This window comes from Clostridium sp. YIM B02506 (assembly GCF_022324845.1).
In the GTDB taxonomy this organism is placed as follows: Bacteria; Bacillota; Clostridia; order Clostridiales; family Clostridiaceae; genus Clostridium_T; species Clostridium_T intestinale.
Map to the genome: position 1 here is coordinate 1 of NZ_JAKGTG010000032.1, position 24,877 is coordinate 24,877.

Here is a 24,877-nt window from a genome sequence, read left to right on the forward strand (position 1 = left end):
CGAGTAGCGCCGCCAGTATCATGCCCTTATAGGGCTTAATCAAGCCTCCGGCTGAGCCGGTGGTACTTGACTCATTAAATACAGATTTTTAAGGAGTGAATATTATGGAAAAAAGAAAATTAGAAAGACCTGTCTTTCCCAAAAGAGCAGTTATAACTTCTGGAATGCCATATGGTAATAAAGATTTACACTTTGGTCATGTAGGCGGTGTATTTGTGCATGCAGATACTTTCTCAAGGTTTTTGAAGGATAGAATAGGTGAGGAAAATGTTATATTTGTATCAGGAACAGATTGTTATGGTTCTCCAATACTTGCAAGTTACAAAAAACTTGTAGATGAGGGTTCTTATAATAAAACATTAGAAGAGTATGTTCTTGAGAATCATGAAAAACAAAAAGATGTATTAGATAAATATGAAATAAATCCAAGTTTATATGCTGGTTCTTCACTAGGAAGAGCAGGACAAATACACAAGGAATTATCAAAAGAAATATTTAATAACTTATATGATAATGGATATCTAGTTAAGTTATCATCACCACAATTTTATGATCCTGATTTTAAAGCCTTATTAAATGGAAGGCAAGTAATAGGTAAATGCCCTATAGAAGGATGCAGTTCTGAAAAAGGTTATGCAGATGAATGTGATTTAGGACATCAATATATGCCTAACGAGTTAATTGATCCTAAGAGCATATTATCAGGCAAAACACCTGAACTTGTAGATGTAGCTAATTGGTATTTTGAATTAGATAAATACATGCACCTATTAAGTGATGGTGTTGAGCATTTAAGAAAAACATCAAATTGGAGAAAATATGTCTTAAATACTATTGAGGAGTTTTTAAAACCACCAATTATATATGTAAAACGTAAGCAACTTGAAGAAATAACAGATTTAGATGAAAAACTTCCAACTCATACAGTTGAAGATGATTCTAAGAAAGCCTCAATCTCTTTCATATTTAAGAACCTAGAAGATAGAGATAAAGCAAGAGACGTATTTGATAAAATGGGTATTAGATTTAGGACAGGAAAGACTTTAGTTCCTTTTAGATTATCAGGAAATGTTGAATGGGGTATAGAGGTACCTGATAAAGAAGAACTCAAAAATCTTACTTTTTGGGTATGGCCAGAATCTTTATGGGCCCCAATATCATTTACTAAGGCCTATCTAGAATCAATAGGAGAAGACAAAGATGAGTGGAAAAATTTCTGGAATTCAAAAGAATCAAAGGTGTATCAATTTATGGGAGAAGATAATATCTATTTTTATGGTGTTGCTGAGATGGGCCTTTTCATGGCACTTACAGGAATAAACTATGATAACAAGGTAGACTTCGAAAACATCAACATTCCACACTTGATTGCAAATAATCATCTATTGTTTATGGATAAAAAAGCTAGCAGCAGTGGTAAAGTTAAACCACCTATGGCAAGAGAATTATTAAATTTCTACACTCCAGAGCAATTAAGAATGCATTTTCTAAGTTTAGGTCTATCAAGGAAAAGTGCCAGCTTTACTCCTCAAGTATTTATGAGTGAAGAAGAGAAACAAGGAGCAGATCCAGTATTAAAAGATGGAAATCTTCTTACTAATGTATTTAATAGACTTGTTCGATCATGTTTCTACACTTCTCAAAAGTACTATGATTCAGAAATACCAGTAGGAGAAATAAGTGAAGAAATCTTAGAAGAAGCTAAAGAGTCCATAATAAACTATGAAAACAACATGTACAATCATGAATTTCACAGTGTGATTTATGTTCTTGATAGTTATATAAGAAAAATGAATAAGTACTGGGTAAGTAACATGAAAAAAGCAGAAAGCGAACATGATGATGTATTAAGAAAACAAGTTCTCATAGACAGCTTTCATGCTGTAAGAACCATCATAACCTTACTTCATCCTATAGCTCCAACTGGATGTGAAAAAGCAAGAGATTATCTAAATGTAGATAAAAAACTTTGGAATTGGGATTTTATATTTGAACCTATATATAACTTTATTGATAGAGGGCATAAGTTGAAGTATTTGATGCCTAGAGTTGATTTCTTTGAGAAACATGAAAGTCAATTAAGTGAAAAAACTGCAAAGTGATAATCAATTTTCTTATCATGATGGGCCTAAGAGGTCCATCATGAAAAAGAAATACAATTAGATTAAAAGTATATACAATAGTTTTAAAATTTGAAACCACAAAGTATTGCAGGGGGTGTATAATTAAATAGAATTTTAATTTAAAAGGAGGACATATGTTTAATACAAAAGTAGACTTATTAAATGGAAAAATACTTAAGTCGTTAATTATATTTACGATTCCACTGTTTATATCAAGTATATTTCAACAACTATATAATATGGCAGATATAATGATTGTAGGAAATTTTTTAGGGGATACATCTTTAGCTGCAATAGGATCTACCACAGCTATATATGAGATGTTAATTGGGTTTGCGTTAGGTATAGGCAATGGACTTAGTATAGTAACAGCCCGTAGTTATGGTGCAAAAGATGAAGAGTTAGTAAAAAAATCAGTAGCTTCTTCTATTGTTATAGGAGGAATAATTACTATATTTATTATGATTATAGTTAAATTATTTTTATTTCCTCTATTACAACTATTGCATACTCCAGAAAATATTATAAATGAAGCTTATTATTATGTTTATACGGTTACAATTTTTGTTGGGGTTACCTTTGTTTATAATCTGTGTGCAGGTTTTTTAAGAACTATTGGAAACAGTTTCATGCCCTTGGTATTTCTTATAATATCATCAGTATTAAATGTCATATTAGATATACTTTTTATTACTAAATTTAGTATGGGAATAAGGGGAGCAGCAGTTGCAACAGTTATAGCTCAAGGAATATCAGCACTTTTATGTATTGTCTATATATTTTATAAATGTAAGATACTTATTCCAAAAAAAGAGCATTTTAAATTCGATAAGGAGTTATATATGGATCTAGCTGGACAAGGTTTATCCATGGGAATTATGCTTCTCATAGTGTCAACTGGGACAGTTATTCTTCAAACTGCAATTAATGGATTTGGATATCTTATTATTGCAGGTCATGTTGCAGCACGTAAACTTAGTAGTTTTCTTACCTTACCTATTGGTATATTATCAATGAGTATTTCAACCTTTGTCTCACAGAATAAGGGGGCAAATAAAGTGAAGAGAATAAGGCAAGCTGTCAGATATGTAAATATAATTTCTATAGCTTGGGGAGCCATAGCCTTTGTAATTTCATTATTTTTATCACCAGTACTTATGAGAGCAATATCAGGATCTAGCGAATACACTGTGATTCACAATGGGTCATTATACTTAATGATAAATGCACCTTTTTATGCAATTTTAGGTATACTTCTAAATTTAAGAAATGCCCTCCAAGGAATTGGGCAAAAGATTGTTCCTCTAATATCTAGTATAATTGAATTTTTTGGTAAGATAGTATTTGTATATTTCCTTATAGGGAAAATGGGTTACTTTGGTGTTATAATATGCGAACCAGTAATCTGGTGTTTAATGGCTGGACAACTAGTATACTCATTTTATAAAAACCCCTATATTAAAGACGGTGGTAATAAGATTCAGCAGGAAATAGCAAGTTAACATCTATAACTAGAACTTATTATAATGATGGGTCTAACATGTATATGAAAAAGGCCTATCATGAAATGGTTAGTGCACTTATGACGAACCATGAAGATATGAAGATAAAATCAATTAGGAAATTTATGGTACAATAGAATTAATTATACAAAGTGAGTATGAAAAATTAAAATATCTAAAAGATAGGGGATACGGATATGTACAATGAATTTCCAGTAATCGAAACAGAGCGACTAAGACTAAGACTTATTACAGAAAAAGATTTAAAAGAGATGTTTTCTATATATTCATCAGAAGATGTTATGAAGTATTATGGAATATATCCAATTAATGATATTTCAACAGTTGAAGTTATGATTGAAAAGTTCAAAGAGTCTTTTGAAGTAGATATGGGCATAAGATGGGGAATAGAATTAAAAAGTACAAGCAAGTTAATTGGAACATGTGGCTATCATAATTGGAATAAAAGGCACTTTAGAGCTGAAATAGGGTATGCACCTTGTTGCTGTAGAAGCGTTCCTCAGCTTCATTAGATTCATCTGAATATTGCTGTAGAAATACGTAAATGTTTCATAAAAATATTAAAACGAAGCTTAAATTATGGATCAGTTAACAAGAGAGAAAAGTGTAATAAAAAGAATAGAAAATAAAAGGAATTTAATGAAGTTCTACAAACTTCTACAGGGTAGGAGTGCTGAAAACATGCTTAAGAAACTAGGTTTTCTGCATGAAGGTTATCTTAGGAAGTATGTTTACTTTAGAGACAAGCATCAAGACTTAAACATGTTTTCATTAATAAAGGACTAAGTTAATTACTTATTTTTATAAAGATTAATTCCTTTAAATAAGAATAGAGATGATATTAAAAATATAAATAGAGTTTTAAAAGTTTCAAAAATATCAAAGGTATTGTTTTGTAGCGATGTGATAAAAGAAATCATAGAAAAAAGAATTCCAAGAATCCCTAATACTAATAAACCTAATTTAGATTTACCTAAATTCTTAACTAAAAGAGTTTGTTTCCCAGAAGTCAAATACTCTGGAGTATTAACTTTTTTATTAAACTCCTCAATGTCATTGATGGTTTTTGAAAAATCATTATTAGATTCGTTCATAGACAAAACCTCCCAATATTAGATAGTAATATTATACCATAAAAAGGATTAGATTGAAGCTGAAAATAGCTTCTATCAATTAGTCATATTGCTATAGAAAATGTGCAAGTATTTCATTAGAATTCGTTTAGACGTATTGATGTAAGATCTATCCTAACCTTTATTATTTTTTTATGATTAAATAATGTGATTTTTGCTGATAATTATACATAATTAAATCTTTTATATGAGATGATTGAAACACATAAATATGATATAATAAATATAAGAAGATATAGTATTTTCAATGGTTACATTTGAGTTTTTTTTAGTAAATGATAGCCATATAAAAGGATGTGAAAGTAAACTATGAACAATAAATACAGTAATTACGATGATGACTTTATAATGTCTCCAAAAGTTGATTTTGTATTTAAGCTTATTTTCGGTGATGAAAAGAATAAATCTGTTTTGGCAGCATTTTTGAGTGCAGTATTGAATTTACCAAAAGAAGAATTTATGGAAATAGAGTTATTAAACACTGAATTATTAAGAGAATTTAAAGAAGACAAAAAAGGTGTTTTAGATATAAGAGTTAAGACTAGAAATAACGAGCAGATAGATATAGAAATTCAAATACTGCCTACTGAATTTATGGCAGAAAGAACATTATTCTACTGGTCAAAAAGTGCGCTGCGTTGTGCATAAGTTAGTTAAACGATAAAGCACCAACCCCATACATATGGGGTTGAACTATTTTGTAGAATTAAGTGGTGTAATCCCACTTTAGCATGGAACCGCTTGAAAATGCTATTGCTAATACTCCCCTGTGCATTTTATGACCGTTATCAGTTAATGTACAAAGCGGGGTGAAGTCGGATTTGAAAGCCTAAGTCCTGTAGGATATGGATATAAATAATTCGGGCATCCTCAAACCATGGTAACCGTAATGAAATTTGCTATGACGCCTCGTAAGGTAGAGCCAGCGAAAGCTGAAAATTTAAAGACTAATATATTTACAGTTTAGTTAAATATATTTCTTGCAATTGAAATATTGCATAGGGATATCGAATAACTGTGGTTCAAACGATAATCCGTTTTTCGGGGTAAAGCAAATACCTAAAGTTTGTAATATAAGGATATGCAAAATGGAACGTAGGAGAGCCTTTAAGTGGAGAATAACGGTTCTATGAAGCTTAAAGGAAGTCAGCGGAGTCATAGTAGTCTGAGCTTACGAAAGGTAAGTACTTGGCGAAGGGCTCCAGACAGATGAATTTACATATAAGAATGAGAGAAGTTGAAATTCCATGAGATATTGGTAACGAACCATAGGAGAAAACTATGCATTTAAACGACAACTTTTCCAGCGAAGCAGAATTGAAAGCTAAGCTAGATTTTATTTATGAAAAGAGTAAACTAAACAAGAGTTTTAACGGATTATTAGAAATTGCATTTAATGAGGTAACAATAATTACAGCAATACACAATGTTAAATCGAATAAAGGAGCTAATACCGCAGGTATTGACAAGAAGAAGATAGAAGATTATCTCCAAATGGATAGGAATGAGTTGATAAACTTAGTTCGTGATAGTGCTTATAACTATAGACCTAAACCAAGTAAAAGAATTTACATTCCTAAAAGTAATGGTGATAAGCGTCCTTTAGGTATCTCAACAGCCTTAGACAGAATAATTCAAGAATGTATAAGAACTGTTATTGAACCCATAGTTGAAGCAAAATTCTTTCCCTGCAGCTTTGGATTCAGACCATATCGAGCAACGAAACACGCTGTGAAACAAGTGACACATATAATAACAACAGGAAAGAAAAATAAATGCTTATACGCAATCGAAGGAGATATTAAGGGGTATTTTGATAACATAAATCATAGAAGAATGATTAATGTTCTTTGGAAGATGGGGATTCATGATAAAAGGATACTAAGCATTGTTAAAGAAATGCTTAGAGTAGGATACATTGAGTATGAAATGTACATAAACACTCAAAAAGGAACTGCTCAAGGCTCAATTTTATCACCTATTCTTGCAAATATATACTTAAATAGCTTTGATTGGATGATAGGGAAACAATATCAATTTCCAACACAACGATGTAAGTTCATAAATAGCGATAAGAAGAGATTAAGAAGTAATGGCGTTATACCAAAGCATCTTATTCGATATGCTGATGACTGGGTTATACTTACAACGACCGAAGGTGAAGCAACAAGAATATTGAGGAAATTACTCAAATATTTTAAAGCAAAATTAAAAGTTGAGCTATCAGAAGAGAAGACTGTGATAACAGATATGACAAAGAAACCTGTGAAGTTTTTAGGATTTAATATCATAGCGGAGAAGCCTAGAAGTACGCCTAGTAAACCAAATCCCGAAAATATTGTAGGGAAAGTTTATCCAAATCCTAAGAGAGTTAGTAAGCAGATATCTAAGATAACGCAGGAGATAAGGAAGTTAAAAACTATTCCCAATAATATACAAAGGGCAATACAAATAGAGAAAATAAACTCAATAATAACGGGAATCGCTGAATATTGGAAAATATCAATATGCGGTAAAGTATTCAATAGAATAGATAACAATGTTGACTGTTGTGCATACACGGTATTTAGGAAAATATATAATGAGGACATTAAGTGGCATAAATATCCTATGAAGGAGTTAAATAATCGACCTCAAAGACATAAAGGTTATGACAGCAAAGTATTTGGAGTTGAATTAGATGGGATGAAAATTGGAATCACAAAGGCATTCATTACACATTCCCGATGGGAAAAATATCCTTTTAATCAAAAGATGACACCTTATACCGCTATAGGTAGAGAGTTGTATGAAAAACAAAATACCAGAAAAAGACAACCGTTGAATAGACCACCATTATATTCCCAAGCCGATTTACAAAATGCAAAATGCAAAGATAGTATATATAACTTTGAATACTATATGAATAGAGAATATGCATACAATAGAGATAGAGGTAAGTGTAGAAAGTGTAAATTACACCTAGGCCAAGGAAATAGAGTATGTAATCATAAGGATATGACGTTACCCTTAAATCAAATTAATAAAGTGCAAAATCTTGTTTGGAAATGTAAAAGCTGTAGTTAAATAAATATATTCTTCATGTAAGTACAATAATTTATTTTGTATCTTAGTCCGAGGGAGGACAAGGTTCATTTGTTGGAACGCCGTGTGAAGCGAAAGTTTCACGCACGGTGTGGGATAAGGGAAAAGGTAGAGATGATGTCAAAGCCTTACCTATTATCATTGTATAATAGTCAAGTAATGCCTGGAGATACATATGATAAATTAAAGAAGTGCATAACTATAAATATTGTGGACTTTGAGAGAATACCTCTTAATAAAATACATACAAGATTTCATATAGTTGAAGATGATACTTTGTATAAATTAACTGATGTATTAGAAATTCACTTCTTAGAACTTCCAAAGCTTGAAAGATTAGATAGTCTGAAGGATGTAGATGACCCAAGCTTAGATTGGCTTGAATTTATTGATGCAAAATCAAAGGAGGGAATGGAAATGTTAGCTGAAAGAAATGAAAATATAAAAACTGCTTATGAAATATTACAAAGAGTAAGTAAAAGCAAAGAAGCTAGGATGGCATATGAGGCAAGGCAAGCTGAAATTATGGATCAGTTAACAAGAGAGAAAAGTGCAAGAGAAGAAGGAATAAGAGAAGGAATAGAAAAAGGGAAAATAGATATTGCAAGAAATCTAATAGGATTATTAGATGATGAAACAATAGCTAATAAAACTGGATTATCAATTGATATAGTAAAAAGTTTGAAAAATTAAAGAAATTTTAAGTAATACATGGAAGTCTGATATCTAAATTAATTTTAGATATCAGACTTCTTTTAGTTATAAGAAAATAAAAGGTACATCAAGAGGCCCATCAAATTATTAGCATGTGTTAATAATGGAACAAATATGATCTATGAAACTTAAGTTATCAATTTGGAAATTACATGGTATAATGGATATAATTACACAAATGGTAAGTGTTTTTGTGTAATAGTCTTATTACTCAACAAAAATTAGAGGTGATGGTGTGACTAAACTTCAAAAGGATTTTGTAATTAAGTTAGTTTTTTTCCTAATAATTTTAATAATAACTTTTCTTCCTTATGGTGATAACACTGTAAAGGGATTTGGGCGCATAATAATCTTTACCTCAATATCTAGCGAGGCTATACAGAATGTTTTATCTAAAGGAAATAAAAAAGATAATGTGATTTTGGTAATTACCTATGTGATATTTTTCTTAACAATGATTTTACCTATTCATAGTGTGAATTTTGGAGGAGTATTTTTATTTAGTTTTGTAATATTTAAAGAAGATATTACAACATACTTTAAAAGATTTAAAAAAGATAAATTATGATATAAGTAAAGCTTAAAAATAAGTGCTTTTACAAAATGGTAAAGATATCTCAAATTTAAATAAACTAATATTAGGGGTGATGGTGTGACTAAACGTCAAAAAGATTTCGCAATTCGGTTAGCTGCTTATTTAATATTTTTAGCAACGACCTTTCTTCCATACGATAAGTATAGATTTAAGGGAATTGGATATGTAATATTATTTACTGCAATCGCTAAAGATGAAATAAAGGATATTCTCAATAAGGGAAACAAAAAGGATATTACAATTTTAGTCATGGCTTTTCTGTTTTTTAGTGCGGTAATGATTTTGCCAGGTGAGATGATTTTCATGCAGTTTTTAGGTATATTTTTATTTATAGCTGCAATATATAAAGAAAACATTAAGGACTCAATACAAAGATTCAGAAAAAAGGACAACAAGATTTAAGAAGAGGTTGAGGTTCTTAATTGAATTTAATGAGGTTTCTAGGAGACTTCTACAAAATTAAGGGGTGAGAGAATGATTAAAAATAAAAGAGATGTTATAATCCAAGTTATTGCCACTGTAATTCTTATTGTTGCAGCATACTTACCAGATGATAGATATATTTTAAAGGGAGCTGGGCTTATAGTGTTTCTTACCGTGTCACTAAAGGATGAAATTAAAGATAGATTAACTAGAGGAAATAGAAAAGATATCACAATATTAGCGATTGCTTTTATGATTTTTTGTGTGGTAATGGTGTTACCTATAAGGGCGTTTCCGCTAAGGGTTATAGGAATCTTTTTATTTTTTATTGCAATCTATAAAGACAATATGAAAGAGTATTTACAAAAAGTAATAAAAAAGCAAAACAAACTTTAAGAATGGAGCTATATTAAAATGAAGTTCTTAAATGAATTTAATGAAGTCTCTACGAGACTTCTACAGGAGGAAGGTTAAAAGGAGTTTGATGGAGCTGCACTACTTCTCTGTAGAGACTTCTTTTTAAGTCTCATTAGATTCCTTTTAGGAACGCTCCTACAGGAAGAAGGTGTAAATATTATATTACTTATTTTTGGAGTAGTTGGATTATTTATAGGAATTTTTATTTTAATGTACTGGAGTACAGTTAATTACAAGTGGATATGTGATGAATGTGGACAAGAATTCGAAGTAACCTTAAAGCAAAATGTTTTTGGAGTTAATGCTGGAGTAAATTATAAAAGTCTATATTGCCCTAAGTGCCAAAAGAAAACCATGTGCAAAGGGATTAAAAAATAAGAGGACATACTATTTTATCTAGTATATCCTCTTTATTATTAGCTTAATTTAAATGATGATTTTAATGATACTATTCTGTTGAATACTAATTTCTCATCAGTTGAGTATCTAGTATCTACATTAAAGAATCCGTTTCTAACCATTTGGAACTTATCTTGAGGTTTAGCAGTTTTAAATGCTGTTGGTTCTATGAAACCTTGTAAAACTTCCATTGAGTTAGGGTTTATTTGTTCTAGGAAGTGTTTTCCTTCATTTTCAGGTGCATCATCTAAGATTAATGGTTCGTATAATCTAAATTCAGCAGGGACGCAAGTTTTAGCATCTACCCAGTGAATAGTTCCTTTAACTTTTCTTCCAGTGAAACCAGAACCGCTCTTAGTTTCTGGGTCATAGGTACAATGTACTTCAACAACTTCACCATTTTCATCTTTTATGATGTCAGTGCATTTTACAAAGTAAGCACCTTTTAATCTAACTTCATTTCCAGGGAAAAGTCTGAAGTATTTCTTTGGAGGTACTTCCATGAAATCTTCTTTTTCTATATATAATTCTCTTGAGAAAGGAACCAATCTCTTACCTTGAGTTTCATCTTTAGCGTTATTTTCAAGTTCAATCATTTCTGATTCATTTTCTGGATAGTTTGTTATTATTAGTTTTAATGGATTTATAACTCCCATAGTTAATGGAGCTTTAAGCATCAAATCTTCTCTTATGAAGTAGTCAAGCATTTGAGAATCAACGATGGAATTAGCTTTAGAAACTCCAATAGCTGTACAGAAGTTCTTTAAAGCTTCTGGTGTACATCCTCTTCTTCTTAAACCTGAAATAGTAGGCATTCTAGGGTCATCCCATCCATCAACTACTTTTTCATCAACTAGTTGTTTAAGTTTTCTTTTACTCATAACTGTGTTTGTGATGTTTAATCTTGCAAATTCTATTTGTCTTGGAGTACAGTCCATTTCACATTCTCTTACAACCCAGTCATAAAGAGGTCTATGATCTTCAAATTCTAGTGTACATATAGAGTGAGTTATTCCTTCTATAGCATCTTCAAGTGGATGAGCAAAGTCATACATTGGGTATAAACACCACTTATCACCTGTGTTATGGTGAGTTGAGTGAGATATTCTATAGATTATTGGATCTCTCATGTTTATATTAGGAGATGTCATATCTATTTTAGCTCTTAAAACTTTTTCTCCATCTTTGAATTCACCTTTTTTCATTCTTTCAAATAAATCTAAGTTTTCTTCAATCGATCTAGTTCTATATGGACTATCAACACCTGGTTTTGTTAATGTTCCTCTATATTCTTTAGCTTGTTCTGGAGTTAAATCACAAACATAAGCTAATCCTTTCTTTATTAATAAAACAGCTCTAGCATACATTTCATCAAAATAGTTAGATGCAAAGAAAAGTTCATCCCAGTTTCCACCTAGCCATTTAACGTCTTCTTTGATTGATTCAACATATTCAGTATCTTCTTTTACAGGATTAGTATCATCAAATCTTAAGTGAGTTTTTCCTCTGAATTCTTTTGCTAAACCAAAGTTTAAAAGTATAGATTTAGCATGACCTATATGTAGGTAGCCATTAGGTTCTGGTGGGAAACGAGTGATTATTTCTTTGTGTTTACCATTTTCCAGATCCTCAATAACTATATTTCTTATAAAGTTAGACGGATTAATTTCATTTGCCATAAGTTTAACATCTCCTATAAGTATATTTAAATTAAGAAAACTGGTTTCTTAACTAAGTTTTATTTCCAATACTCTAATAATTTTAATCTAATATAAAGGAAAAATAAAGCTAAAGTGCTAGAAAATATTTAAAATTGCATAGAAAACATCTTAATTTCTGCACTATGATATTTATATTCTTTAGAAAAATGAATAGATTTCTTCTTTTAGGAAAGAGAAAATTATAGACAAAGTAAATAAAAGTTTATAAATATATAGACAAAACTAAAAATAAAACATAAAATATAAATAAGATTACAATGAGAGAAGGTTAAAATAAGATGAAAGAAGATAATATAGAATTACTTTGGGATGCAAGTATTGATGAAGTTAAAAAAGGTTTTATAGAAGATGAAGAAGGCTATAGCTGCATCATATGCAATGAAAAATTCATAAAGGGAAGAATATATGAAATAGATGGAGCTCTTTATGATGGTAAAAAATCAGCTGAACTCCATTTAGAAAGTGCTCATGGTTCAAGCTTAGAATATTTGTTAGGAATGAACAGTACCTTCACAGGTGTATCAGAGGTTCAAAGAGAACTACTAACATTAATAGCTTCTGGGCTTACAGATAAAGAGATATCAGCAAAACTTGGAGTTGCTCAGTCAACCATAAGAAATCATCGTTATAAATTAAGAGAAAAAGAAAAACAAGCAAGATTGTTTTTAGCCATCATGGAACTTATAACAGAAAACACTAACAAGAAGGTAAACAAACTAGATAAAGAAACTCTACATGATGCGCATAGAACAGCAACTACTGTAGATGATCGATATAACATCACAGATAAGGAAAGAGAAAGTGTTATCAAAGCTTATTTTGATGAAAATGGAGCTATCAAAACTTATCCAGCAAGAGAGAAAAAGAAGATAATAGTACTTTCTGAAATAACTAAAAATTTCACTAAAGGTAAGAAATATACTGAAAAAGAAATAAACAGAGTTTTAAAAAGAATATATGAAGATAATGCAACCTTAAGAAGAGCAATGGTTGAGTATGGATTTATAGAAAGATCCAAGGATTGTAGTTCTTATTGGGTTAAGGAGTAGAGTGAGGAATTTATATGTTATTTGATGTTGATGGTTTTTATGTAGATTTAGTTGAATATAAAGATTTAGATGAAATTGTTGATGTTTATAATTCTAATAAGAACTTTTTGATGGTACATCTTGATTCTTATAAAGTGGACCATGAATGGTTGATAAATGATATCAAAGACATGAAAGAGGCTGGATTTTATTCATGTAAGATAATAGAAGGCCCATCACAAAAAATATTAGGTATCATGGATTTTAAGTTAGGGGAAGAAACCTATTTATCACTACTAATGATAGATGATTCATTAAAAGGCAAAGGTTTAGGAAATCTAATTTTTAAAGCTTTTGAAAAATATGTGATATCTCAAAAAAGTAAATTCATAAAAATAGATGTAGTAACAAACTATGATAAATCAGTATTTGATTTTTGGATTAATAATGGATTTGTTAAAGAAGAAAGTGTAAAACTGGCATGGGGTGAAGTTAGTTTGGATGGGGTTTCTATGAAGAAAGGTCTGAATTAGATAAAAAAATGGTCAACAGTTTTAAACTGTTGACCACTTTTGATTTTTAACAAAATCATCATAAATAGAGTTGGCATCATCTACAACATCAGATTTAAAGTTCATGGTTTTTAATAACTTTATTGCAGTTCTTGTTGTTGATGGGCCTTTTTTTAGTTTGTAATCAAATATGATATCATCATCTGTAACTGTTTCTCTAAAATGATAGTTATCATATCCATTTTCAATCATCTGAGTTAGTTCAATATCATGAGTTGCAACCAAAATTCGTGCATTGGTTGTTTTAGCATATTTTAATATAGATGCAGAAGCTGATATCCTCTCAATAGTGTTAGTTCCTTTAAGTATTTCATCAATAAATGCTAAGATAGGTACATCACCATTTAAGGAGTCTAACAATCTTTTTAAGCTTTTGATTTCTGCTATAAAATAACTATCTCCTTCAAGAATGTTATCTCTTATTGCCATTGATGTAACAACTTTGGAAAATCTACATCTATACTTAGAGCAGAGGGCTGTATTTAAGCTTTGTGCCATGATAGAGTTTAGTGCAACAGCTTTAATAAAGGTAGACTTTCCTGATGCATTAGACCCTGTAAAGATGATGTTTTTATCTATATGTATTGAATTCTTAATAGGGTCATCAAGAAGTGGGTGATAAATATCTTCTAATTCCATGGTGTTATCTTCTGCAAATTCTGGATTCACATATTCATCAACGCTTTTTCTGTAATATACAATACTTAAAGCAAAATCTAATTGGGCCACTAAATCATAAATTAAATAAAGGTATTCTTTATTTTCTTCTAATATTTTAGATATATTTTGATAGGCAATGATATCAACCATGAAAAGCATCTTAATATATTGAAGAAAAATATCAGAATCAGAAAATATTATATTCTTTGAATTATCTAATGTAGAGCTATATCTTTTTATATTTTTAAGTTTTTTAAAATTTTTTAAGGAAGTTTCTAACTTTTCTCTAAATCCATCAAAATCTTTATCCTTTACTTTAGATAATTTCTGACATAGTTTAATGTTATTTAATAAATAAATCATGACATCAAAGTTTTCTTCTAAATAAAGTTTAGCACTTTGATAAAACAAGATATTAGCGCATACAAAAAACACTGTTAATAATACACCTATGCTTGGAACTATAAATGAAGTTAAGATTGATAATATAAGTCCTATTGCAAGTAAAGGATACTTGTAATAACCTGATATAGTACTGAAGGTCGGGTTATAAATGAAGTGAATGAGTTTAGTATCATTTAATTTACCTACATTCATAAGATTAAATTTAATAGAATTTCTTAAGTCTTTATTTTGATTAAAGGCCTTAATAAGTTCTTCTGTGGTATTCCAGTAATCATTATCGTAAGAAACTTCTCTATATTTATAGTAGAGATAGGATTCTCCTAAAGTTGTACTTGTGTAATTTGTTCGTTTAAAAACACTATCCATATCTAGATCGTTCCATGTTAATTCATCAATTGAATCACTAGATTTCTCATTTTCTTTACGAGATTTATAATATGCCATAACAAAACTCATATCGAAATTTTCATGAAATTTTTTAGGCTTTTCTCCAAACTCACTATTTATCTTGGCCATCATCTCAACTTTTCTTTTATGATTACTATAAACTGCATATAATATTATTACAATTAATACTACTATAAGTATAGTCAGTTTCATGCTTCTATCCCCCTATGGATTTTAATAATAGTTTTATTTAATATTTTATCATAACTTAACTTTAATTGCATATTTTACCTTTATGTTAATAGAAGGAGATATAAATTTGTTAATAAAAAATATTTAATAGTAACCACATAAGCACAGGTAACTAAGGATATGTTTCCTACATAATCTAACAATATAGTAACGATTATGGGAGGAAGAGATGATTAACTTAACATTAAGCCCAATTCATTATATTTATCTAGCTTTTATTATCATAATAATACTAGCAATGATTAAGAAAAAAGATATATCCTTAATATGCATACTGGGTATTTTTATACTTGGTGTAGTTGGAACTAGTTCTTTGTATCAATCTGTTATGGGCATATTTAATAGCTTTGTTTATGCAACAAAAGAACTTATGCCTACAATTTTTATAATATCTATAATAACAGCCATGAGTGGGACTTTAATGGATTCTGGAATAAATGATGAAATGGTATCACCTTTTAGAAAGGTTATCAAAAACTATTGGGTTGCTTATTGGGCAATAGGAATTTTTATGATGATCCTATCTTGGTTTTTCTGGCCTTCTCCAGCAGTAGCTCTTATAGGGGCTTTGTTTTTACCTATAGCTAAGAAGGCGGGGCTTCCTGCTATGGGGGTAGCTATTGCTATGAATTTGTTTGGACATGGTATAGCCTTATCTAGTGACTACATTATTCAAGCAGCACCTAAACTTACAGCAGATGCAGCTGGTATACCAGTAGCTGATGTTTTATATTCAAGTATTCCACTTACAATAACTATGGGGGTAGTAACTACAGTGGCTGCCTTCTATTTTCTAAGAAAGGATTTAAAAGCAGGTAATTTATCTGATGAATATGCACTAGATAGTGAAGAGGAAAAGCCTAATATGCTTATTGAATCAAAAACAATTAGAAGAATTTTAGCATTAGGAATAGTAGTACTTTTTGGAATAGATATAGTTATAATGTATGTCTATAAATTGCAGGGAGGAGATGCTACAGCTTTAATTGGTGGAACTGCTGTATTTATATTAAGTATAGTTTCAATCTTAAGTTATAAGAAAGAGTCTCTAGAGAAAATCACTGATAATCTTGTTAAAGGACTTCAGTTTGGGTTTAAGATATTTGGTGTTGTAATACCAATAGCAGCTTTCTTTTATCTTGGAGATGCAGCAATTACAGAAATATTTGGGCATATTCTTCCTGAAAATTCTAACGGAATAGTTAATGATTTAGGCGCAGCTCTTGCAAATACAGTTCCAATAAACTCTGTTATTTCATCTAGTACAATTACAGTAGTAGGAGCAATAACTGGATTAGATGGATCAGGTTTTTCAGGAATATCCTTAGTTGGTTCAATTTCTAAGATATTCTCAACAGCTTTAGGTGGTGGAGTAGCAACTTTAACAGCTTTAGGACAAATAGCAGGAATATGGGTAGGTGGAGGAACTATAGTTCCTTGGGCTTTAATACCTGTAGCAGCTATCTGCAAAGTTGATGCCTTTGAACTTGCAAAGAAGAATTTAAAACCTGTAGTAATAGGATTAATAGCAACTACAATTGTAGCTATGCTGATTATATAAAAATGAATACTAAGATAGATATTTGAAGAAAGCTTTGAATATCTATCTTTCTTTTATAGTGTGATTATTGCAACTAACATCAAGTATTTAAGAACATAAAATGATATAATAAAGGTTAAAGGAGGTGGATTGCGTGTCTACAAAAACCATAGAAACTATGATTAATTGGGTTGAAGATAATATTATGGATAATCCAAGTTTAATAGATTTATCTAATCATGTTGGATATTCTTCTTTTTATTGTTCAAGTAAGTTTCATGAAAATATAGGGATTACTTTTAAACAATATATCTCAAAACGTAGATTAAGCCTTTCAGCTATTGAAGTAAGAGAGGAGAAAACTAAACTATTAGATATAGCAATAAAATATGGATACTCATCTCAAGAAGCTTTCACAAGAGCTTTTGTAGAAACCTTTGGAGTAACTCCATCAAAATATAGAAAGCAATCTATCCCGCTTAATTTATATATGAAACCAGATTTTTTTAAATCTTAAAATACAGATTTTTAATATAATAGCTAAAAGATAATGTTGGAGGATGTACTATGAATAACAAATTAGGACGAAATGATTTATGTTGGTGTGGAAGTGAAAAAAAATATAAAAAGTGCCATGAGGTCTTTGATGATAAGATTGAAGCTTGCAGAAATGAAGGTCACATAGTACCAGATAGAGAAATAATCAAAAATCAAAAACAGATAGATGGAATACGTGAAAGTGGAAAGATTAATATAGCTGTGTTAGATGCTGTGGCAGATTTTATAAAAGAAGGGGTAAGTACTGAGGAAATTAATCAGCTTGTATATGATAAGACAAAAGAACTTGGAGGAATACCAGCACAACTTGGATATGAAGGTTTCCCTAAAAGTGTATGTACCTCTATCAACAATCAAGTGTGCCATGGAATACCATCAAAAGATGTACTACTTAAAAATGGAGATATTATTAATGTAGATGTTTCAACTATATATAACGGATATTTTTCAGATTCCTCAAGGATGTTTTGTATTGGAGACGTAAATGAAGAAGCTGAAAAATTAGTCCGAGTGGTTAGAGAGTGTGTAAATAAAGGGTTAGAACAAGTAAAACCATGGAACTTTCTTGGAGACATGGGAGAGGCTGTACATGAGCATGCTCTTAAAAATGGATACACCGTAGTAAAAGAAATAGGAGGACATGGAGTTGGACTAGAGTTCCATGAAGATCCTTGGGTTAGTCATGTTTCTAAAGCAAAAACAGAAATGCTTTTAGTTCCAGGAATGATTTTTACTATAGAGCCTATGGTTAATGAAGGCAGTGATAAGGTATTTATGGATGAAGAAAATGGATGGACCTTCTATACTGAAGACGGCAGCTTATCTGCTCAATGTGAAGTGATGGTACTTGTAACAGAGGATGGATATGAAATTTTAGCTTATTAATATTTAGAAATTAAATAATGAAATAAATTAATTTTGTAAGCATCATAATAATTTATGATGCTTTACAATTCTATTTCATAAGGCCAAATTGTTTAATACTGACCTTTACATCAATGTCAAAATCTAAATATCTAAAATGTTGATCCCAATCATCTTTTATTTTATCCCATGTATTAGGTGCAAATCTATTTATATTAACTCCAAACAAAAAAACATCTGCTCCATAAGTCTTTTGAACATAAGATATGGTTTCTTCTACCTGTTCTTTAATTTTATTTTCAGTAAGTTTTTCTATTTCTTCTAAAAGTTCTGAATTCATTGCACTAGGGCAATTTGGAATGTTTAATTCCGAGATGCTTAAGGTTGATTTTATATTTATTTTCATTTTTATTGAATCATCATTAACTATTGGTCGCTGCTTAGTTTTAACTTTTTTTATTTCAAGAATAACTGGATAGTCTTTATATTCTGGCAAGTTTATAGATACTGTCCCACCATTAGCGTAATTTGTAATTATTTTTAAGTAATTTGTTCTTATCTCATCTAGCCACCCCACCATTTTATTATCTTTAAAGACTGCGCAACCTGCATTTTTAATTATACTATTTTTATCTGATATAACTTTAGGAAGTACGAAGTCTCTATTTTCATGCATAGCCTCTGATACTTTTCCTAAATCAGTTTTATGAAGCAGTCTAGATGTTTTGTGATTGTTATTAGGTAAGAAATACAAGTATTGAGATGAGTAATCATCTATTTTGGGTGTAACATCTAATATTGTTTTTGCCTCGTCAGGTGTTATAAAAATTCTGGTTCTTCTTCTAATTTCTGAATCTCTTAAAAACATATCTAAGAATTTTGAAATATCTTCTTTAGCTACAGATTCATTTATTACTATTGAGTTAAGATGTGGATAATAAGGAGCATAGTCTATTTGTGTAGAAAATTCTCTATTTGCTTCAAAAAAAGAGGTAGAGACTATAGTTAAATTAGCCTGCCTCTCCTTAGATGAACTGCTTCCAGATTGACCTGTGGGTCTGTTCATAGAATTTGATATTATAGGAATCTGTATAGTATAGGCGTATAAAGGGCCATTAGCTTCAGGCGGCATATATTCTATAGAGTTACTATTTAAGTTCTTGTCTTTAGGAACGTCAATTGCTATTCCAAGAACATAGGCTCTTTTTTCTATCTCAATACTATCCCAGCAACCACACAAAGTTATTGGTAAAATAGTTAGTAATACTAAGACTAGTTTTTTATGTTTTTTAAAAACCATCTCTTCCACCCCTTTTTCTTATAGAAAATAGTAATAGTAACAAAAGGTAGGTATACAAAATTTAATAAATTCAATCCTATGTTTGCAATATCAAGCATTTTAAAAAGTTCAGCTTCATTTTTAGGAAGTAAGCATATAATTAATATTAAAGGTAACTGAGCAACTCTAATAATAGAGTCTTTTTTATTTTTAAAAAGAGATTTAGTAGAAGTAGTCGATATAATAAAATAAACAACTAAAGTTGTAATAGTATTTGGTATCCAAGCCGCCATGAATAAACTTTCAGTCCTTTCGAAAACAGGATTTTGCAATTGTATAGCTTTGGAGAGAGTAAGTGTTGGGAACATTAGATGATTAATTTCTGAAGCCCCAAAGACCATGATACAAAGTGTTGTAATTAAGGTAAAAACCATAGAACTAATTATAACTCCTAAAATTGTATATTTTTTAGTTTCTTGAGGGTTTGAAAACATAGGGAGAATAAAGGCAAATATAAAACAAGTTCCAGCTGCATTTAAAGAGCCCAGTGCACCTTTTAGAATCGGCATAAATCCCCCGTGTAATGGAGGAAATAAATTATAAGGAGTTACAGCCGAGAAACTTATGATTGAAAGTAAAATTATTGAAAACAGTACAAATGGAAGTAAAATGTCAAAAACTACTGTAATACTTTCAAAATTTAAAGATGTAAAATAAAAAACAACTAAAAGAGTAACTAAAATTACTATGATTATAGGTGTTCTATCTAATAAAAATACACTTATACTCTCTGCAAATAATCTTAAAGTAATTCCGTGTATGTATATGTTATAAAGTATATTTATAGATATAAATATTTTCCCTATGATCTTTCCATAGATAGCCTCATTCATTTCTGCAAAGTTTAAGCCTGGATAATTTTTATAATACCAGTAGCCTTGATATACAGTCACAATCATAAAAAAACCAATTAATATAGGAGATAGCCAACCATCATTTTTGGCATATTTAACAGTTGTAATAGGAAGTGTTAGAAGTTCTATACCTATCATTCCATTTACAACTATACCTAACATTTTTATACTTTCAACTTTTTTACTCATTATATCAGCCTCTCTACATCAATTTACTTGTTGTCATCTTTGGGATTTAAGTATTTTGGTCTTTTGTGAATTGTTGATAATGGTGCTCTAATTAAGTTTTCTTTTAAAATATTTTTATTATATGGAGAATAATCAGCTAGATATTTTACCCCAAAGTTATCAAGTGAAGCTAAGTGTATTAAAATTATGATTACACCAATAACAAATCCGTACAAACCCAAAGTCATAGAACAAAATATTAAAAAAAGTCTTATAGCAATAGTCGAAAGCGCAAGATTATAGTTTGGTAAAGTAAATGAAGATATAGCAGACATAGATACTATTACTACAATTATTGGACTGATTATACCAGCCAAAACAACTGATTGACCTATTACTAAACCACCAACTATACCAACAGTATTACCTACAGACTTTGGAAGTCTTAATGCTGCTTCTTGTACCAAGTATAAGGTTATCTCCATTAATAGTATTTCTATATAAACAGGAAAGGGGAGTCCCACTCTTGTACCTGTAATAGATAAAGCTAAGGATGTAGGCAATAAGCCAGGGTGATAAGTAGTTAGAGCTAAGTATAATGCTGATATAGAACAGGCTTCAAAAAAACCAATATACCTAATTATTTTTAATATAGATGTTATTATGGAACGTCCATAAATATCATCCTGAGAATTTAAAAAAGAATTTAGTGTTGAAGGAAGTACAAGTGCAAATGGGCTTCCTTCAAGTAATATAATTGCTTTACCGTTAAGTATTTCACTGATTGTTCTATCTACTCTTTCAGTAGTTAAAAGCTGTGGAAATATTGTCCATTTATGCTCTTGTATAAGTGCTTGAATTTGTGAGGTATCCACTAATCCATCAACATTAATGGAGTTTAATCTTTTTAAGATCTCCTTAGGCAAATCTTCATTTATAATTCCATTTAGATAGATTAGAGAAACGGGAGATTTTGTTCTTATACCTATATTTAAAGTTCTGATTTCTAACTCAGGGTTTCTTATTAAATTTCTTAAAATATTTATATTTGTTTTTAAGTTTTCTACAAAAGCCTGCTTTCCTCCGCTTACAGTTTGTTCAGTATCAGGGGTATCAATATCTCTAGCTTTAGTATTTGGAATTTTAATCATAAAGGCATTTGTTTGACCTTCAACAAAGATAATTACACTTCCACATAAAACTTCATAAACAAGTACATCGTAAGTAGTTACGATACTTATTTTACATGCAGGAATAAGGTTATTTTGAATGTAGTCAATATTAAGTTCGGTCTTTTTTATAGAAGAATCTTTAAGATTAAGTATTGGTTTAACTACGTTTTGAACTAATAGTTTTTCATCGATAGTTTCATCAACATAAAAAAGAGTAATAGGGATTCCATCAATACCCAAAGTTAAATCTTTTTGACAAAGAGAACTGCTGTGGTTAAATATTTTTTTCATTAAAAATTTGTTTTCACTTAGAGTATTATAGATGTATATATTTTTTAAGCCTTCATAGACATCATCATTTTTTGCGTTAATGGATTTATGCATATAGATACTACCTCGCTATATTAATTAGATAAATATAGTCTTAGTTATATAAATAAAATTATTTACTATATTTAATGTATTAGTGAAAAATATGGTATGAAATTAATGGGAAAAAATATCTAATCATTTAAGTAATTATAAAAAAATTTAATTTCAATATTGAACAATCTCTGTTATAGTAGTATAATAAATTCATCATATGTATAAAACTATGGCAGTTTTATTGATGAGTGTAATAATAAGTATATGAATAAATTATGAATTATATAATTTTAGCAATGGAGCTAAAGAAAATTATTGTTTTTCTTTGGCTTTTTATTTTTGTGAATATGTAAATAATGTAAAAAATGTATTTAAAGAGAAAAGTTTTATCCTTGTAAGTAAACTTTTAAGGAACAAATCAAGTAATGTGCAATACGAAAGGGGATTTTTTTAAATGAGTAAAGTAACTGAAATTTTTGCATCAAATGTATTTAATGATTGTGTAATGAAGGAACGTCTTCCAAAAGCAACTTATAAAGCTTTAAAAAAGACAATAGAAATGGGAACCGCTCTTGCACCAGATGTAGCAGATGTTGTTGCAGCTGCAATGAGAGATTGGGCTGTTGAGAAGGGGGCTACTCACTTCACTCACTGGTTCCAACCAATGACTGGAATTACTGCTGAAAAACACGATGCTTTTATAAGTCCAACCTCTGATGGAAAGATTATATTAGAATTTTCAGGTAAAGAATTAATAAAAGGAGAACCAGATGCATCTTCATTCCCTTCAGGTGGATTAAGAGCTACTTTTGAAGCTAGAGGATATACTGCATGGGATTGTACTTCACCAGCATTTATTAAAGATGATTCTTTATGTATACCAACTGCATTCTGTTCTTACCATGGAGAAGCATTAGATAAGAAAACTCCATTATTACGTTCAATGGAAGCTTTAAATAAACAAGCTCTACGTGTTTTAAAAGCTTTAGGAAATACTACAACTACAAAAGTTACTACTACAGTAGGACCAGAACAAGAATATTTCTTAATAGATAAAGCTATGTATGATGCTCGTAAAGACCTTATATTAACTGGAAGAACTTTATTTGGAGCAAAACCTTCAAAAGGACAAGAACTTGAAGATCATTATTTTGGATCATTAAAACAAAGAATATCTGATTACATGAAAGAGTTAGATGAAGAACTTTGGAAGCTTGGAATATTAGCTAAAACTAAGCATAACGAAGTTGCGCCTGCTCAACATGAATTAGCTCCTATATTTAGTACTACAAATATATCAACAGACCACAACCAACTTACAATGGAATTAATGAAAAAAGTTGCAGGAAAACATGGATTAGTTTGTCTATTACATGAAAAACCATTTGCAGGAGTAAATGGATCAGGTAAACACAACAACTGGTCAATGGGAACTGATGATGGAGTTAACTTACTTGAACCAGGTAATTCTCCACACGAAAACCTACAATTCCTTTTATTCTTAACATCTGTAATAAAAGCTGTTGATGAATATTCAGATTTATTAAGATTATCAGCTGCTAACGCTGGAAATGATCATAGACTAGGTGCTAACGAAGCTCCACCAGCTATAATCTCTATATTCTTAGGAGATCAATTAACTGATATTTTAGAACAAATTGAAAATGGACCAGCTACAAGCTCAAAATTAGCTAGTGATTTAACTATAGGGGTAACTACATTACCACCACTTCCAAAAGATGCAACTGATAGAAACAGAACTTCTCCATTTGCATTTACAGGAAATAAATTTGAGTTCAGAATGACTCCATCTTCAGCTTCAATTTCAGGACCTAACTTTGTATTAAATACAATAGTTGCTGAAGCTTTATCAGAAGTTGCAGATAGACTTGAAAAATCTACAGATGTAGAAGAAGAAGTTAAAGTTCTTTTAACTGAACTTGTTAAAGCTCATAAGAAAGTTGTATTTAATGGAAATGGTTATTCTGATGAATGGGTTGAAGAAGCTGCAAAAAGAGGGCTTCCAAACATTAAATCTACTGTAGAATCTACTAAAGCTTTACTTTCTGAAAAGAACCAAGCTGTATTAGAAAAACATGGAGTTTTAACTAAAGTAGAATCAGAATCTCGTTATGAAATAACTTTAGAAGGTTATAACAAAACTATAAATATAGAAGCTTTAACTACACTTGAAATAGCTAAGCGTCAAATATTACCTTCAGTAATTAAGTATGCAACAAGCCTTGCATCTTCAATAAATACAATTACTGCTGTTGGAATAGGAGCTGATGTTTCAGTTCAAACTGAATTATTAAAAGAAGTTTCAAGCTTAACAGCTTCATTAAACAAAAACATTGCACTTCTTGAAGAAGTAGTTGCAAAAGCAGACAACTTTGATGGTGATATCTATGACTTAGGTATGATCTACAGATATGAAGTATTTGAGCAAATGAATACTTTAAGAGAAGTTGCAGATACTCTTGAAACTATAGTTGACAAAGAGTTCTGGCCATTACCAACTTACTCAGATATGTTATTCAACGTTTAATAAGATATAAAAGGAGCACTTCGTTTATGAAG

At 30.2% G+C, this 24,877-nt stretch carries 23 protein-coding genes; 17 read left to right on the top strand and 6 right to left on the bottom strand.

Annotated elements, in window-relative coordinates:
• Nucleotides 1–104 precede the first annotated feature (104 nt).
• From L1S49_RS18825 to L1S49_RS18840, 4 genes are all read left to right on the top strand, one after another.
• Nucleotides 105–2,102 (top strand): class I tRNA ligase family protein, encoded by a 1,998-nt coding sequence (locus L1S49_RS18825; protein WP_238906925.1) that lies wholly within the window; start codon nucleotides 105–107, stop codon nucleotides 2,100–2,102.
• Between the two features lie 155 nt (nucleotides 2,103–2,257).
• Nucleotides 2,258–3,625, top strand: coding sequence for an MATE family efflux transporter (locus L1S49_RS18830; protein WP_238906926.1), 1,368 nt, complete (start codon nucleotides 2,258–2,260; stop codon nucleotides 3,623–3,625).
• Nucleotides 3,626–3,822: 197 nt separating this feature from the next.
• Entirely contained in the window at nucleotides 3,823–4,158 is a 336-nt protein-coding gene (locus tag L1S49_RS18835) for a GNAT family N-acetyltransferase (RefSeq protein WP_238906927.1), read from the top strand.
• Nucleotides 4,159–4,225: 67 nt separating this feature from the next.
• A complete protein-coding gene (locus L1S49_RS18840; protein WP_238906928.1) occupies nucleotides 4,226–4,432 on the top strand; it encodes a GNAT family protein in 207 nt (68 codons plus the stop codon).
• Nucleotides 4,433–4,437: 5 nt separating this feature from the next.
• Here the strand turns inward: L1S49_RS18840 and L1S49_RS18845 are convergent, their stop codons facing one another.
• Complete coding sequence (locus L1S49_RS18845; RefSeq protein ID WP_238906929.1) at nucleotides 4,438–4,740, bottom strand: hypothetical protein; 303 nt, start codon at nucleotides 4,738–4,740, stop codon at nucleotides 4,438–4,440.
• A 348-nt stretch (nucleotides 4,741–5,088) separates the two neighbouring features.
• Here L1S49_RS18845 and L1S49_RS18850 point away from each other — a divergent pair, with 348 nt between their 5' ends.
• The 7 genes from L1S49_RS18850 (at nucleotide 5,089) to L1S49_RS18880 (ending at nucleotide 10,390) form a co-directional block, all read left to right on the top strand.
• Entirely contained in the window at nucleotides 5,089–5,427 is a 339-nt protein-coding gene (locus tag L1S49_RS18850) for an Rpn family recombination-promoting nuclease/putative transposase (protein WP_286909489.1), read from the top strand.
• 633 nt (nucleotides 5,428–6,060) lie between these two features.
• A complete protein-coding gene (gene ltrA, locus L1S49_RS18855) occupies nucleotides 6,061–7,845 on the top strand; it encodes a group II intron reverse transcriptase/maturase (RefSeq protein ID WP_238906930.1) in 1,785 nt (594 codons plus the stop codon).
• Nucleotides 7,846–8,004: 159 nt separating this feature from the next.
• Nucleotides 8,005–8,556, top strand: a complete 552-nt coding sequence (locus tag L1S49_RS18860; protein ID WP_238906931.1) for an Rpn family recombination-promoting nuclease/putative transposase — start codon at nucleotides 8,005–8,007, stop codon at nucleotides 8,554–8,556.
• Between the two features lie 256 nt (nucleotides 8,557–8,812).
• A complete protein-coding gene (locus tag L1S49_RS18865; protein ID WP_238906932.1) occupies nucleotides 8,813–9,145 on the top strand; it encodes a hypothetical protein in 333 nt (110 codons plus the stop codon).
• Nucleotides 9,146–9,229: 84 nt separating this feature from the next.
• Nucleotides 9,230–9,574 (top strand): hypothetical protein, encoded by a 345-nt coding sequence (locus L1S49_RS18870; RefSeq protein ID WP_238906933.1) that lies wholly within the window; start codon nucleotides 9,230–9,232, stop codon nucleotides 9,572–9,574.
• Between the two features lie 72 nt (nucleotides 9,575–9,646).
• Entirely contained in the window at nucleotides 9,647–9,991 is a 345-nt protein-coding gene (locus L1S49_RS18875; protein WP_238906934.1) for a hypothetical protein, read from the top strand.
• A gap of 231 nt (nucleotides 9,992–10,222) precedes the next feature.
• A complete protein-coding gene (locus L1S49_RS18880; RefSeq protein WP_238906935.1) occupies nucleotides 10,223–10,390 on the top strand; it encodes a hypothetical protein in 168 nt (55 codons plus the stop codon).
• Between the two features lie 38 nt (nucleotides 10,391–10,428).
• Here the strand turns inward: L1S49_RS18880 and L1S49_RS18885 are convergent, their stop codons facing one another.
• Nucleotides 10,429–12,090 carry a glutamine--tRNA ligase/YqeY domain fusion protein gene (locus L1S49_RS18885; protein WP_238906936.1) on the bottom strand — a complete coding sequence of 554 codons (1,662 nt, stop codon included), beginning with the start codon at nucleotides 12,088–12,090 and terminating at the stop codon, nucleotides 10,429–10,431.
• 320 nt (nucleotides 12,091–12,410) lie between these two features.
• On the opposite strand from L1S49_RS18885, the gene L1S49_RS18890 reads away from it, so the two are divergent.
• Nucleotides 12,411–13,181: a DUF2087 domain-containing protein gene (locus L1S49_RS18890; protein ID WP_238906937.1), complete on the top strand. Its 771-nt coding sequence runs from the start codon at nucleotides 12,411–12,413 to the stop codon at nucleotides 13,179–13,181.
• Between the two features lie 14 nt (nucleotides 13,182–13,195).
• Nucleotides 13,196–13,693 (top strand): GNAT family N-acetyltransferase, encoded by a 498-nt coding sequence (locus tag L1S49_RS18895; RefSeq protein ID WP_238906938.1) that lies wholly within the window; start codon nucleotides 13,196–13,198, stop codon nucleotides 13,691–13,693.
• A 21-nt stretch (nucleotides 13,694–13,714) separates the two neighbouring features.
• Here the strand turns inward: L1S49_RS18895 and L1S49_RS18900 are convergent, their stop codons facing one another.
• Complete coding sequence (locus L1S49_RS18900) at nucleotides 13,715–15,397, bottom strand: DNA mismatch repair protein MutS (RefSeq protein ID WP_238906939.1); 1,683 nt, start codon at nucleotides 15,395–15,397, stop codon at nucleotides 13,715–13,717.
• Nucleotides 15,398–15,605: 208 nt separating this feature from the next.
• On the opposite strand from L1S49_RS18900, the gene L1S49_RS18905 reads away from it, so the two are divergent.
• The 3 genes from L1S49_RS18905 (at nucleotide 15,606) to L1S49_RS18915 (ending at nucleotide 18,419) form a co-directional block, all read left to right on the top strand.
• The gene (locus tag L1S49_RS18905; protein WP_238906940.1) at nucleotides 15,606–16,997 is read left to right on the top strand and encodes a hypothetical protein; all 1,392 of its coding nucleotides are present in this window, start codon (nucleotides 15,606–15,608) and stop codon (nucleotides 16,995–16,997) included.
• A gap of 133 nt (nucleotides 16,998–17,130) precedes the next feature.
• Entirely contained in the window at nucleotides 17,131–17,493 is a 363-nt protein-coding gene (locus L1S49_RS18910) for an AraC family transcriptional regulator (RefSeq protein WP_238906941.1), read from the top strand.
• A 50-nt stretch (nucleotides 17,494–17,543) separates the two neighbouring features.
• Nucleotides 17,544–18,419, top strand: coding sequence for a methionyl aminopeptidase (locus L1S49_RS18915; RefSeq protein WP_238906942.1), 876 nt, complete (start codon nucleotides 17,544–17,546; stop codon nucleotides 18,417–18,419).
• 70 nt (nucleotides 18,420–18,489) lie between these two features.
• Here the strand turns inward: L1S49_RS18915 and L1S49_RS18920 are convergent, their stop codons facing one another.
• From L1S49_RS18920 to L1S49_RS18930, 3 genes are read right to left on the bottom strand one after another with little or no spacing between them, the layout of a single operon-like run.
• Complete coding sequence (locus tag L1S49_RS18920; RefSeq protein WP_034856152.1) at nucleotides 18,490–19,698, bottom strand: Ger(x)C family spore germination protein; 1,209 nt, start codon at nucleotides 19,696–19,698, stop codon at nucleotides 18,490–18,492.
• Nucleotides 19,671–20,780, bottom strand: coding sequence for an endospore germination permease (locus tag L1S49_RS18925; RefSeq protein ID WP_238906943.1), 1,110 nt, complete (start codon nucleotides 20,778–20,780; stop codon nucleotides 19,671–19,673). Before L1S49_RS18925 ends, L1S49_RS18920 begins: the two co-directional genes overlap by 28 nt.
• 23 nt (nucleotides 20,781–20,803) lie before the next feature.
• Complete coding sequence (locus L1S49_RS18930; RefSeq protein WP_021802604.1) at nucleotides 20,804–22,315, bottom strand: spore germination protein; 1,512 nt, start codon at nucleotides 22,313–22,315, stop codon at nucleotides 20,804–20,806.
• A 436-nt stretch (nucleotides 22,316–22,751) separates the two neighbouring features.
• Between L1S49_RS18930 and L1S49_RS18935 the strand changes: the two genes are divergently transcribed.
• Nucleotides 22,752–24,845 carry a glutamine synthetase III gene (locus tag L1S49_RS18935; protein WP_238906944.1) on the top strand — a complete coding sequence of 698 codons (2,094 nt, stop codon included), beginning with the start codon at nucleotides 22,752–22,754 and terminating at the stop codon, nucleotides 24,843–24,845.
• Nucleotides 24,846–24,877 lie beyond the last annotated feature (32 nt).